This is a genomic window from Bacteroides sp. RCH18, from assembly GCF_058231005.1.
In genome coordinates this window covers 1,149,749-1,162,984 of record NZ_JBIPTC010000002.1, presented here as the reverse complement: position 1 = coordinate 1,162,984, position 13,236 = coordinate 1,149,749, and the positions used below count along the sequence as shown (strand labels likewise).

Below are 13,236 nucleotides of genomic sequence, written 5' to 3'. Positions count from 1 at the left end.
TTCTGTTATTCTTGTTTTTCATTATCTGTCCCATCCCGGATTCTGATCCATTGCGGGAACTTTCAGTAATTCATCATGACGAATCGGCATAAATACCATTTTGGGCAGTGCAACACGGTCACGGATATTCTGCTGATCGATCGTCACGATATTCCAGAATCCCGGATTGCCACTGACGTCGGTACGGTCTTTCTGCACATCCAGTCCCCGCCAGTTGGACATATTGGCATCGTCGGTGAGGAAAGTACCCCATCTGCGGGTATCGAAATAGCGGTAGCCTTCGTTGAAAAGTTCCACTTGCCTTTCGTTGCGGATAATTTGCTCAAACCGGCTCGCATCATTCATATCGCTCAAAGACGGACCGGGTAATCCGACGCGATAGCGGATCATATTGAAATATTTAGCCATTTCCTGAACATCACGGCTGACAGTAACTTCGACATCCGTACCTGTCATATCGGGGGTAGTTACGGTTACGGTACCCGTTACATTGTTCAGTGCTTCTACATATTCAAGAAGTACTTCCGCATAGCGAATGATGGCAAACGGTTTGGGACTGGTAATGAATGAACCTTTCACATTCCCCTTTCCGCCAGCCCATGAATCGTCCGGATGAATATACTTGACAGGAGTATAACCGCTGATATTGTAGTCGTTGACATTACTTCCCGCACCGGCAAGTCCGGCTTTCGAGTCATCATGCGAATACCAGAACTGCTGATTGATATAGCTCGCATCAGATGATGCGGAATTCATAGTCCACAGGCGTCCGGGAAATCCGATGGAAGCATAAAAGCGTGCCGAACGGTTGTCATACATCTTCGGAACATCTCCTCGCAACTGGTAACTTCCCAATACTTTATTGGTACCTATTGTCTGGTTAAGGTCCGCTACATAAGGATATTCCGCCGATGCATTGTGTATGTCTCTGCCGTCCATCATCAGGAAGCAATCGACCACTCTCTGGGGTACGGACATACCGCCCCAGCCCCCGAAACCTACTGGGAACGAGTGCTTAGTGTAGTCACGCACATTGCCGGATGACATAGCCCAGATAAACTCTTTGTTAGTGGATATAATACCTTCACCGTTGAACATATCAGTAAAAGAGTGGAAAGGATCAATACCGCCTGCACCATCGGGGAAAGGAGCTGTAGGAACATTATCTGCCAACGGATATGGATGCTGGTTGTCCGGCATCACCGTGAACAGCGAATAGTAATCCATATCAATCACCTGTTTTGCAGCAGCGGCTGCTACCGCCCAACGATCGGGATCGTAAGTTTGGTTTACGTAATCGGCACCGTCGCTTTTACGTTGCCAGTTACTGAAACATTGACGGGCAGCATCACCGCCATTAAACAACGGAGAAGCCTGGAACAGGCGCAAACGGGCTATCAGTGCCAAAGCCGCTCCTTTCGTAGGACGATCAGAATAACTGATACTCTGTTCGGTCGGTCCGTAAATGCCTTGCGTAGCAAGTTTGAATTCATTGCATATATAATCCACAGATTCGTCGTATGTAGACCGTTCCCTGTTATAGTATTCCGCCGATTCGGAAGTGCTCAGCACTTCATCCCCCACAATCAGCAGCGGACCGTAGTTCATCAGTAAATGGTAGTAGGCATAACCGCGCATAAAGTGTACATATCCGATATAGCGTCTTCTGTCAGCTTCCGTCATATCGGGCACCTTGCCGACATTTTCCAACATCCGGTTGCATCTTGTCACTACTACATACATAGTATACCACAAATCCCGCGGCAGGTTTCTGCTGTTAATTTTGCCGATACTGAACTGCGCTCCCCAGAATTCGCTAGTTTGCCATCTGACGGTTATCTCGTCCGAAGCAGTTTCTCCCGGATTCCAGGAATTTCCCCAAATGGCACCAGCGTCTGGAAAACGGGTCGGGGTATTCCAAAGGTATCCTTCGGCATTCTTCATGCTATGGAAAATGGAATCTTCCTTGAATGTAGCCTGGAAATAGCTGTCTACATCCAGAAAGTTGCAGGAGCTGAACAGTAAAGAACTGCCAATGACCACTCCCAAAAGTATTTTAATTCGATTTTTCATGAATTTTTCAATATTATGTGATTAGAATCTTAAGTATACCTGAAAAGCATAGGTAGCAGGTATCGGATAGACAGCACCATTTGCCGAAGCCTGTTCCGGATCAAAATATTTCACTTTGTCGATAGTGAACAGATTGTTGGCAACAAATTCCAGATCAACGGAAGACAATCCAACCGATTTAATCCAGGGCAGATGTTTCAGGCTGTATCTCAAGCTGACTTCCTGAAGGCGCAGGAAAGACCCGTTCCGTCTCCAGAAAGAAGAAAGCTGGGAGTTGTTCGTGTTTTTACCATAAGAAAGCCGTGGAAATTCCGCATTCGGATTCTCTGTAGCAGTAGTTCCCGAATACCATGCAGGAGTCCATCTGTTCTTGGGATTGTTAGCTAGTTTGATCACATTTCCCAAGTCTCCGTTATAAAACGGAATCCATCCATAGTCATTGCCAAGTCCTGCACGATAGTAATCCACTTTCGCAGAACCCTTGAACAAAATACTCACAGTCAAATCTTTCCACTGAAAATCGCCGCCGAATCCATACATCATTCTGGGCAACTGGTTGGAATAAGACAAAGGCACCTTGTCGTCTTCATTGATAATGCCGTCTCCGTTCACATCACGATATTTAATGTCACCGGGACGTATCGTTCCAAATCCACTTTGGTCAGGACTGGTATTGATCTCCTCTTTACTGGCGAACAGCCCCTCGGAGATGTATCCACGCAAAATATTAAAAGGCTTGCCAGTCACACTGAGATAATCATAAGGTAATTTATTCTCTTCAAAATAGTCAATAACATTTTGTGAGAACGTATAATTAGCACGAATGGTAAAATTCATATCCTTGTTGATCTGATGGAAAAACTCAATGTTTCCATCAGATCCCACACTGTGCATACGTCCTACATTCGATTTCGGATAGGTCACCATACCTACAAAAGAAGGCAACGTCACACGATCCTGAAAGATATGATCACGAGTATCCCGGAAAATGTCGACAGTAAAAGACAGCTTGTCATGAAAGAACTTGGCGTCGATACCCAGATTTGCCTTCTTCGCTACTTCCCATTTTAAGTTGTCGGCTCCAGTGTAGGTTTCTGTGATACCATTATAGCGGTATCCCCAGGCAGATCCGGCGTGATTGTCTATCATAGTCATATAAGGGAAACGTCCTACGCCTGTATAATCGTTGACGGCAACAATCTGGTCGTTTCCTACAATACCGTAAGAACCGCGAAATTTCAGAAACGTGAACCAAGGCAGTTTCTCAGACCACCAGTTATAAGAGGAAGGAACCCATCCGGCAGCAATGGAAGGAAAGAAACCGAATCGTTCGCCTTTTTTAAACTGAGCAGAACCTGTATAACCGAAATTCGCATCAATAAAATAACGGTTTTTATAGTCGTAAGAGATACGTCCGGAGAGATTCTGATGGCGCTTGGGAATGCTGCTGATGCCCAAATCATCAATGGCTCCCCATTGAGAATCTTTTTCATCTTTCATATAGTATTCGAGTAACGCACCGAAAGTATGATCGCCGAATGTCCGGTTCCAATTAGCTTTTGCTTCCAGGTAGTACTGTCTGTAAGCGTGTTCAGCATCTCCGTATGCCAGACTTTGCTGTGAAGAGCGCAATGATTTAATCAAAACTCCTTGTGCCGTTCGCCCGGTAGCACGGTAAAGATCCGGCCAGATAGAACGGTATTCGCTGAAATAACCGATATGTTCTGTCATCCCTTGTACGGATAATGTCAGTCCTTTCAGGAATCCTCTGAATTCTTGTGTCAATTTAAGCGTCAGCATATTTCGGTTGTCCTCACTTTGCATGTATCCGGTATTATTCAGCATGACGTAGGGAGAAGCTAATGTACGCTGTCCTCCATATACGGGTAACGTACCATCGGAGTAAGTGACCGGAAACAGAAGTGGTGTCAACTGCTGGACAGCAGACCATACTGCATCTGTATTCATTCCGCCCGGGCTGACATAGGAATTGACATATCCGTCCACACCGAAATACAACTGGGTTGTTTTGGTCAGATTCATGTCGATATTGGCACGATAGTTCAGCTTGTTTACGCTCAATGGTTTCTTAAACAGGTTTTCTTCCTGACGATAAGCAGCACCTTCATCCTGATAACCTATCGATAAAAAATATCTGGCAACATCACCTCCTCCTTTAGCACTGACATAGTAATTCTGTTGGATAGAATTATGTTTCATGATTTCATCCATCCAGTTTACATCCGGGTAGAGGTCCGGATCCAACTTATTTTTGATAAGGTCTAGTTCCAGACGGGTATACAGATCATCTTCTCCCGACATTGCTCTGGCTTCATTGGCAAGAAGCGCGTAATCATAAGCTCCCAGATATTCGGGCAGACGTTTGATGTGAGATATTTTCATGGTAGCACGTCCGGTCACTTCCAGTTTTCCGCTGGTACCGCGTTTGGTAGTCACCAATACTACACCATTGGCCCCGCGTGTTCCGTAGACAGCCGTCGCTGCAGCATCCTTCAGAATGCTGAATGATTCAACGTCATCGGTATCAATATCCTCCAGTCTTCCTTCGATACCATCGATCAGCACCAATGCTCCGGTACCGGCTCCGAAAGTACTGATACCACGAATCCAGAAGTTAGAGATATTTTTCCCCGGTTCACCCGAAGTCTGCATAGTGATGACACCCGCCATTCGACCTCCGATCATATTATTAAGAGAGGTGGCGGGAGTTTTCAATTGCGCGACATCGATTGTGGTAATTGCGCCTACTACCGAGACTTTTTTCTGCGAACTCATACCCGTTACCACTACTTCATCAATCTTAGTCTCGTCTTCTTTCATGACAATCTTAAGTTTCTCTTCATCTTTGGTAATCAGCATCTCGACATTCTTCATACCGACCGACTGGAATACCAGCGTGGCATTTTTCGTCACTCTAATTTTGAATTTTCCGTCCAAATCCGCTACCACGCCGACTCCCGGTTCATTCTTTACATAAACAGCCGTACCTACCAATGGCTCACCGGATGCATCCACAATCACGCCCGCCACTGTAAACTGTGTCTTCGTTTCGTTCTGACTGTAACCTGCCAATGGAATGAGTATCATCAACAGCACAATCAATAAAAGATTTTTTTTCATATATGTATTATAAAAGGTTATTCTATAGACAATTTACGAATCACTTTATTTCCGGTATCAGCAACATACACGATTTGTCCATCGGCACTGACAGCAACTCCGAAAGGATGATTGAACATAGCAATGTCCGGACCACCGTCTTTATAGCCCTTCATTCCCGGAAGTCCGATAGGGGTACTTACGGTAGCTTTGTCTATTGACAATCTTGTATCAATCACTCGTATACAATTGTTACCACAATCGGCGATATACAACTTACCGTCTTCCGTAAAACAGATCTGGTGGGGATTATTAAACTTGGCATTTCTCAGTAGACCATCTTCCCATCCTTTTCCTGCAACTTGTCCTTCTACTATAGCTTTTCCGGCATAACCCTCACCAGGATAGGTATTTATATCTTTACCTTCCAAATTACCGACATCTACTCTCCATATCTGATTACCTTCAGCCATTGCGATGTAAAGCATATTTTCCTGTCCTTTGACAGGGCTGAATGCACAGTATGAGTCACAGGCGTCAGGTCGGGTGGAAGTACCTACCTTCTTAAGCAGGAGTTCACAAGTACGGGTATTCGGTTTTATCCTGACCAGTTGGCCTCTTACCATCACCGTATAAATGTAATGGTCGAGTTTGTTCACCACGAAACAGTGTTTATAATTATTATCGGCAATATCCTTTGTTGCATCATCCAGCAACACTGTCAGACGACGAGGTGCATAACTTACACTTTTAGACAAAGCATAGAACCCCATGCCACCATCTTCAGGAGCATACATCGTATTATCTATGTCCGAGAAAGCAGGAGCATTTAGTATGGCCGCCGTACCATACTGTAGTACAAGCACTGAATTACTCTTTACAGAAGCCATGACAACATTTCCATTCGAGTTCTCTCCTTTATCATTCTTACAGGTTACGGATGGGTAATTATCTCCTCCGTGCCAAACATGACGTTCGGTAATAAAAATATTATCCTCATCGTCCAAACAAATGTAGTTGGGTGCCGACAATGTAGAAGTAGCTATATCTCCTCCCACAGTAGGCTGGTCGGCATCCGGTGAAGCTTGACCTATTACGGTAGTTACACTTGTCTGAGTCTTGTAAATGAATTGTTTTCTGGCTTGACCTTCATATTCTTTTCCGTCGGACATCGTTCGGGCAACGAGAAGATTCATTTCTTTCTTGTACGTTAACCCTGAAGGAACATACAGGTAGATTTTGCTTCCATTCGAGCTGACTAAGCCTGCCGGATGCTTTATTCCATCCACATCCTCAAAGTAAACTTTCAGATTGGTAGTGTCTGAGCCGAAGTTTCTGCCTTCGACGATCATAGGGGTGGCAATTCCACCGGAATCCGGATAAAATCCGGTCACCTCAATAGGTTGATCCGGATTGAATACTGCACTTCCTATATTCTTACTATCCGAACATGAAGTCAGATAGACAAATACGGCGGCAAAAAATGTCAAAAAAATAGTTCTTTTTTGCATTGTTTTTCTGTGATTAAAGGTTAATAATTAGTTGGGTTAATATGGATAAGTAGAAAACTTACTATTCTATATCTAGGCATTATGATAATGTGGTAGAAATAAGATGTGCATTTTTACTCTAATACGTTTGTTTTTGGGTGTGTATGCTTTATCTTAATATTTAGTAAGTTTAGGAATATATATAGTTGTGTTTGACTGTTATCATTCATTTGTTTTTCTTGGGGGTATTGAAATTTTTAATGAATTCAATCTCTCTTCAGCACTGTTCTGATCTATGCTGAAGAAACGATAATAAAAATTTAATCACTGCCCGGAGGCGGCCTACAATTTCGCGTTATCATAAATAATTATTAAAAAATATAGTCGTAATTGACCGATTAGAATAAGTCGCTCTAGAACTTGGTAACCAAAACAATAAAATCATGATAATCAACAATATACATCAATAAAAAGATTATATCTATCTTATTACGATCTGAGTAGTAGAATGAAAAATCAAAAAAAATACCGTTTGCCGATAATTAAAATAAAAAAAACATTGCGTTTACCAATTTTATTAATAACTTTACACCGTCTTAAGTGGCACACAAACTTAATAACCTTTGAAAAGCCTATGAAAACAGGAAAAAATACACTTATTGGTATAAAATTACCAAGTTCTAGAGCAACTTATCCCAATCTGTTAAATATAAAAATGAATCATAACAGCCAAGCACAACTATATATATTCCTAAACTTACTAAATAAAAAAGGTAGTAGATCCCCAAAAGAATAAATGCATAAGAAATAAAATGCACACCTTAATTTCTACCATATATAATAATATTTTCTCCTTCACCAACAATCTCTGGCGAATAGGCCGTAATAAGAAGTAAAGGCTATATTACATAAAAAAAATTCCAGTAACTTGCGATACTGGAATTTTATATAAATCAAGAAAATCTCTTATTCCCACTCAATAGTTGCAGGTGGCTTGGAACTGATATCATAGGTTACGCGGTTTACACCTTTCACCTTATTAATAATATCATTCGAAATCTTACCCAGGAATTCATATGGCAAATGCGCCCAGTCGGCAGTCATGGCATCAGTAGAAGTCACGGCACGCAATGCTACCGCTCTTTCATAAGTACGTTCATCTCCCATGACACCTACAGACTGTACCGGCAGTAAGATAACGCCTGCCTGCCATACTTGATCATACAATCCCCAGTCGCGCAATCCCTGAATGTAAATATCATCAGCATCTTGCAGGATACGCACTTTCTCACGGGTGATGTCTCCAAGAATACGTACAGCCAAACCCGGGCCAGGGAATGGATGACGAGTAATCAGATGTTCCGGCATACCCAACTCGCGACCTACACGACGAACTTCATCCTTAAACAACAGACGAAGCGGCTCGCACAACTTCAAGTGCATTTTTTCGGGCAGACCACCTACGTTATGATGACTCTTGATCACTGTACCTGTTATAGACAATGATTCGATGCAGTCTGGATAAATAGTGCCCTGAGCCAGCCATTTCACATCTTTTATTTTGTGAGCTTCCACATCGAATACATCGATAAAGCCCTTACCGATAATCTTACGTTTACGCTCCGGTTCCGTCACACCTGCAAGCTCTGCAAAGAACTTTTCGCTGGCATCCACGCCAATTACATTCAGCCCGAGGCATTCGTAATCGTTCATCACATTCTTGAACTCATTCTTACGGAGCATACCGTGGTCTACGAAGATACAAGTCAGATTCTTACCGATAGCTCTATTCAGCAAAACAGCAGCAACCGATGAATCGACACCACCGCTCAATCCCAGCACCACTTTATCATCACCTAACTGAGCTTTCAACTCAGCAACCGTACTCTCGATGAAAGAAGCCGGCGACCAGTCTTGCTTGCATCCGCAAACATCAACTACGAAGTTCCTCAATATCTGCGTCCCGTCTTCGCTATGGAACACTTCCGGATGGAACTGAACGCCCCATACCTTCTCACCCTCAACCTGATAAGCAGCGATATCCACTTTATCCGTTGAAGCAATCTTCTTAAAATTATCAGGGATAGCAGTGATTGTATCACCATGACTCATCCATACCTGCGTATTCTCACGAACTCCTTTAAACAGCACATTATCCTTGCAGAAAGAAGTCAGATGTGCACGGCCATATTCACGTGTACCGGCCGGTTCTACTTTTCCATTGTTAGTATACGCCATAAACTGTGCACCATAGCAGATACCCAAAATAGGATATTTACCACGAATCTCACTCAAGTCTACTTTGAAGGCATCTTTATCATAAACCGAAAAAGGACTTCCGGAAAGGACGACTCCTTTAATTGTCGGATCTTCTTTAGGAAACTTGTTATAAGGAACAATTTCGCAATACGTGTCCAGTTCGCGTACGCGACGACCAATCAGCTGTGTTGTCTGCGAACCGAAATCAAGAATTATTATTTTCTCCTGCATATCAATGGTTGGATTTTGAATAAATGATTTGCAAAAGTAGAAAAAAGTAGGCAAAAAGATAGAAGAATAAACAGAAAAATCGAAATTTACGAGAGAAATATATCATCGGACAACATAAAATCCGAAAAGGGAAACGATGTCAGAGAGACTTATATATAATAAATAGGAGACTCAAAACAGAATCTCCTATTCATTATACAAGTACTTATTTCTTCTCTTTCAGCAAGTCACGAATCTCAGTCAGCAACACCTCTTCTTTAGTAGGAGCAGGTGGTGCAGGAGGAGCAGCCGGGGCTTCCTCTGCCGCCTTCTTCGTGGTCAGTTTAGTGATCAGACGTATAAATAGGAATATAGCAAAAGCTATAATCAGAAAGTCAAAAGTTGCTTGCAGAAATTGTCCGTAATCCAGAGATACGGCAGGAGCAATCTCCTTACCGTCTGCTCCAACTTCAGCCGCTTTCATTACCCATTTCAGATCTGTAAAGTTCACACCACCAACCAATAAACCTATTGGGGGCATAATAACATTCGCCACCAGTGACGATACGATCTTCCCAAACGCGCCGCCGATAACTACACCGACAGCCATGTCAATGACGTTCCCTTTCATAGCAAACGCCTTAAAGTCTTGTAAAAATGTGCTCTTTCCCATCTTTTTTCAATATTTAATGTGAATTTAATATGCGAATATAAAAACATTTTTGTAATTTTGCACCGCATTTGAAAATAAAACAAATGCGCGAGCTGAGAGATATTTGAACAAATATTATAAAACCCTTAAAAGTTTAAACAAAATGATTAAAGTAGGTATTAATGGATTCGGACGTATCGGACGTTTCGTTTTCCGCGCTGCAATGAAAAGAAACGATATTCAAATCGTAGGTATCAACGACCTTTGCCCGGTAGACTACTTGGCTTACATGCTGAAGTATGACACAATGCACGGTCAATTCGACGGTACTATCGAAGCAGATGTTGAAAACAGCAAATTGATCGTTAACGGTCAGGCTATCCGCATCACTGCAGAAAGAAACCCGGCTGACTTGAAATGGGATGCTGTAGGTGCTGAATACGTTGTTGAATCTACAGGTTTGTTCTTGAGCAAAGACAAAGCTCAGGCTCATATCGAAGCTGGTGCAAAATATGTTGTAATGTCAGCTCCTTCTAAAGATGACACTCCGATGTTCGTTTGCGGTGTAAACGAAAAAACATACGTGAAAGGTACTCAGTTCGTTTCTAACGCTTCTTGTACTACTAACTGTCTGGCTCCTATCGCTAAAGTATTGAACGACAAGTTCGGTATCCTTGACGGTTTGATGACTACAGTTCACTCTACAACTGCTACTCAGAAAACAGTTGACGGTCCTTCTATGAAAGACTGGAGAGGTGGTCGTGCTGCTTCTGGCAACATCATCCCTTCTTCTACTGGTGCTGCTAAAGCTGTAGGTAAAGTAATCCCGGCTTTGAACGGTAAATTGACTGGTATGTCTATGCGCGTTCCTACTTTGGACGTTTCTGTAGTTGACTTGACTGTTAACTTGGCTAAACCGGCTACTTACGCTGAAATCTGCGCTGCTATGAAAGAAGCTTCTGAAGGCGAATTGAAGGGTATTCTGGGTTACACTGAAGATGCAGTAGTTTCTTCTGACTTCTTGGGTGACGCTCGTACTTCTATCTTCGATGCTAAAGCTGGTATCGCTTTGACTGACACTTTCGTAAAAGTTGTATCTTGGTATGACAACGAAATCGGTTACTCTAACAAAGTTCTTGACTTGATCGCTCACATGGCATCAGTTAACGCTTAATTAGAAGTCTAAACATATAGGAAACCGCTGCGGGAAACCGTAGCGGTTTTTTTGTCTTCATTTTATATATTGTTAAAAAGCAAGGTATTATCCGTGGTATAACCTACAATTTTAGTAGTTTTGTACTTCTATGAAGAGAATTATGAAGAGAATATTAATAACATTGATACTAGTTTACACCATGAACAATATACTGAACGCTCAGAATCCTTTCTTCGGTCAGTATCAGACACCGCATGGTACTGTACCCTTTGACCGGATTAAAACAGAGCATTATGAGCCTGCCATCCTCGAAGGAATCAAACAACAGAATGCGGAACTTGATGCGATCATACAAAACCCGGAGAAGGCGACATTTACAAATACAATAGAAGCCTACGAACAATCCGGAAGGCTGCTGGACAAAGTAACTGCCGTATTCGGCAATATGCTTAGTGCTGAAACCAATGACGACTTACAGGCATTGGCTCAGAAAATCATGCCGCTACTCAGCGAACACAGCAACAACATCACACTGAATGAGAAGTTGTTTGCCCGCGTGAAAGAAGTGTACGGACAAAAACAATCTCTGCAACTGACTCAGGAACAGAATCGCCTGCTAGACGATATATACGACAGTTTTGTACGCCACGGTGCCAACCTCGAAGGGGAAGCCCGTGAACAATACCGACAACTGACCAACGAACTGAGCAAACTGACACTCGACTTCAGTGAAAACAACCTGAAGGAGACAAACAGGTATCAGATGCTTCTGACAGACAAAGCCAGCATTGCCGGACTGCCGGAAATCATCGTAGAAGCTGCTGCCGAAACAGCCAGAAGTGAGGATAAAGAAGGATGGGCTTTCACCCTGCACGCTCCAAGTTATGTGCCTTTCATGACTTATGCCGACAACCGCGAGCTGCGTCATAAGCTCTACATCGCATATAATACAAAGTGTACGCACGATAACGAATTCAACAATATCGAAATCGTAAAGAAGCTGGTTAATACACGCATGAAAATAGCCCAGCTACTAGGATATAAAGATTATGCGGAATATACCCTCAAAAAACGAATGGCTGAAAACAGCGATGCCGTATATAAGCTGCTCAACCAGTTATTGGAAGCCTACACTCCCACCGCACAGAAAGAATATCTCGAAGTACAGGAACTGGCACGTGAGGAACAAGGTGATGACTTCATTGTCATGCCCTGGGACTGGAGCTACTATTCCAATAAACTGAAAAACAAGAAATTCAATATCAATGAAGAAATGCTCCGTCCTTACTTCGAACTGGAACAAGTAAAAAAAGGAGTATTCGGACTGGCAGAAAGACTCTACGGAATCACTTTCCGGAAAAATACGGAAATCCCGGTTTATCACAAAGATGTTGAAGCCTACGAGGTATTCGACAAAGACGGCAAGTTCCTGTCTGTATTGTACACTGACTTCCATCCCCGTCCCGGAAAACGCGCCGGAGCCTGGATGACCAGTTACAAGGAACAATGGATAGATCCCGTAACCGGTGAAGACAGCCGACCGCATATATCTGTAGTGATGAACTTCACCAAGCCGACCGAAAGCAAACCTGCTTTGCTAACTTTCAACGAAGTGGAGACATTCCTGCATGAGTTCGGGCACAGCCTGCATGGTATGTTTGCCAACTCAACCTATCAGAGTCTAAGCGGAACAAACGTATATTGGGACTTTGTGGAACTTCCTTCACAGATCATGGAAAACTTTGCCATCGAGAAAGAATTTCTCAATACCTTTGCCCGTCATTATGAAACCGGAGAAGTGCTTCCGGATGAACTGATACAGAGACTCGTGGATGCTTCGAACTTCAATGCAGCCTATACCTGCCTGAGACAAGTGAGCTTCGGTCTGCTCGATATGGCATGGTACACCCGCAGCACTCCTTTCGAGGGCGATGTAAAAGCCTATGAACAGGAAGCTTGGAAAGACGCACAAGTATTGCCGATAGTCAAAGAAGCCTGCATGAGTACACAATTCTCCCATATCTTTGCCGGAGGATATTCCGCAGGATATTACAGTTATAAATGGGCAGAAGTGCTGGATGCGGATGCGTTCTCACTGTTCAAACAACAAGGAATCTTCAACCGTGAAGTAGCAGATTCGTTCCGCAACAATATCCTGTCGAAAGGAGGAACAGAACACCCGATGGTACTTTACAAACGCTTCCGCGGGCAGGAGCCTACCATTGACGCATTGCTGATCCGAAACGGCATAAAGAAACAATAAAATTAAAATAGGA

The 13,236-nt window shown here is 43.1% G+C and carries 8 protein-coding genes; 3 read left to right on the top strand and 5 right to left on the bottom strand.

What is annotated here, in order from left to right; all coding sequences use genetic code 11:
• Positions 1-21: 21 nt before the first annotated feature.
• From ACHLI0_RS19710 to ACHLI0_RS19700, 3 genes are read right to left on the bottom strand one after another with little or no spacing between them, the layout of a single operon-like run.
• Positions 22-2,073, bottom strand: a complete 2,052-nt coding sequence (locus ACHLI0_RS19710) for a RagB/SusD family nutrient uptake outer membrane protein (RefSeq protein WP_234134042.1) — start codon at positions 2,071-2,073, stop codon at positions 22-24.
• Positions 2,074-2,094: 21 nt separating this feature from the next.
• The gene (locus ACHLI0_RS19705) at positions 2,095-5,214 is read right to left on the bottom strand and encodes a SusC/RagA family TonB-linked outer membrane protein (RefSeq protein ID WP_234118264.1); all 3,120 of its coding nucleotides are present in this window, start codon (positions 5,212-5,214) and stop codon (positions 2,095-2,097) included.
• Positions 5,215-5,231: 17 nt separating this feature from the next.
• The gene (locus tag ACHLI0_RS19700; RefSeq protein WP_234118265.1) at positions 5,232-6,704 is read right to left on the bottom strand and encodes a hypothetical protein; all 1,473 of its coding nucleotides are present in this window, start codon (positions 6,702-6,704) and stop codon (positions 5,232-5,234) included.
• A gap of 487 nt (positions 6,705-7,191) precedes the next feature.
• On the opposite strand from ACHLI0_RS19700, the gene ACHLI0_RS19695 reads away from it, so the two are divergent.
• Positions 7,192-7,479, top strand: coding sequence for a hypothetical protein (locus ACHLI0_RS19695; protein ID WP_055229305.1), 288 nt, complete (start codon positions 7,192-7,194; stop codon positions 7,477-7,479).
• Between the two features lie 170 nt (positions 7,480-7,649).
• Here ACHLI0_RS19695 and guaA read toward each other — a convergent pair whose 3' ends face one another.
• Both guaA and mscL read right to left on the bottom strand, forming a co-directional pair.
• The gene (gene guaA, locus ACHLI0_RS19690; RefSeq protein WP_413590379.1) at positions 7,650-9,173 is read right to left on the bottom strand and encodes a glutamine-hydrolyzing GMP synthase; all 1,524 of its coding nucleotides are present in this window, start codon (positions 9,171-9,173) and stop codon (positions 7,650-7,652) included.
• Positions 9,174-9,378: 205 nt separating this feature from the next.
• A complete protein-coding gene (mscL, locus tag ACHLI0_RS19685) occupies positions 9,379-9,825 on the bottom strand; it encodes a large-conductance mechanosensitive channel protein MscL (RefSeq protein ID WP_008759941.1) in 447 nt (148 codons plus the stop codon).
• Positions 9,826-9,967: 142 nt separating this feature from the next.
• On the opposite strand from mscL, the gene gap reads away from it, so the two are divergent.
• On the top strand, positions 9,968-10,978 hold the full coding sequence (gene gap / locus ACHLI0_RS19680; protein ID WP_016268477.1) for a type I glyceraldehyde-3-phosphate dehydrogenase: 1,011 nt from the start codon (positions 9,968-9,970) through the stop codon (positions 10,976-10,978).
• 181 nt (positions 10,979-11,159) lie between these two features.
• Positions 11,160-13,223, top strand: a complete 2,064-nt coding sequence (locus ACHLI0_RS19675; RefSeq protein WP_490750173.1) for a M3 family metallopeptidase — start codon at positions 11,160-11,162, stop codon at positions 13,221-13,223.
• Positions 13,224-13,236 lie beyond the last annotated feature (13 nt).

Excerpts from the sequence above, each read along its gene's own strand:
- ACHLI0_RS19710 (WP_234134042.1), bottom strand. The coding sequence starts at position 2,073 with ATGAAAAATCGAATTAAAATACTTTTGGGAGTGGTCATTGGCAGTTCT.
- ACHLI0_RS19705 (WP_234118264.1), bottom strand. The coding sequence starts at position 5,214 with ATGAAAAAAAATCTTTTATTGATTGTGCTGTTGATGATACTCATTCCA.
- ACHLI0_RS19700 (WP_234118265.1), bottom strand. The coding sequence starts at position 6,704 with ATGCAAAAAAGAACTATTTTTTTGACATTTTTTGCCGCCGTATTTGTC.
- ACHLI0_RS19695 (WP_055229305.1), top strand. The coding sequence starts at position 7,192 with ATGAAAAATCAAAAAAAATACCGTTTGCCGATAATTAAAATAAAAAAA.
- guaA (WP_413590379.1), bottom strand. The coding sequence starts at position 9,173 with ATGCAGGAGAAAATAATAATTCTTGATTTCGGTTCGCAGACAACACAG.
- mscL (WP_008759941.1), bottom strand. The coding sequence starts at position 9,825 with ATGGGAAAGAGCACATTTTTACAAGACTTTAAGGCGTTTGCTATGAAA.
- gap (WP_016268477.1), top strand. The coding sequence starts at position 9,968 with ATGATTAAAGTAGGTATTAATGGATTCGGACGTATCGGACGTTTCGTT.
- ACHLI0_RS19675 (WP_490750173.1), top strand. The coding sequence starts at position 11,160 with ATGAACAATATACTGAACGCTCAGAATCCTTTCTTCGGTCAGTATCAG.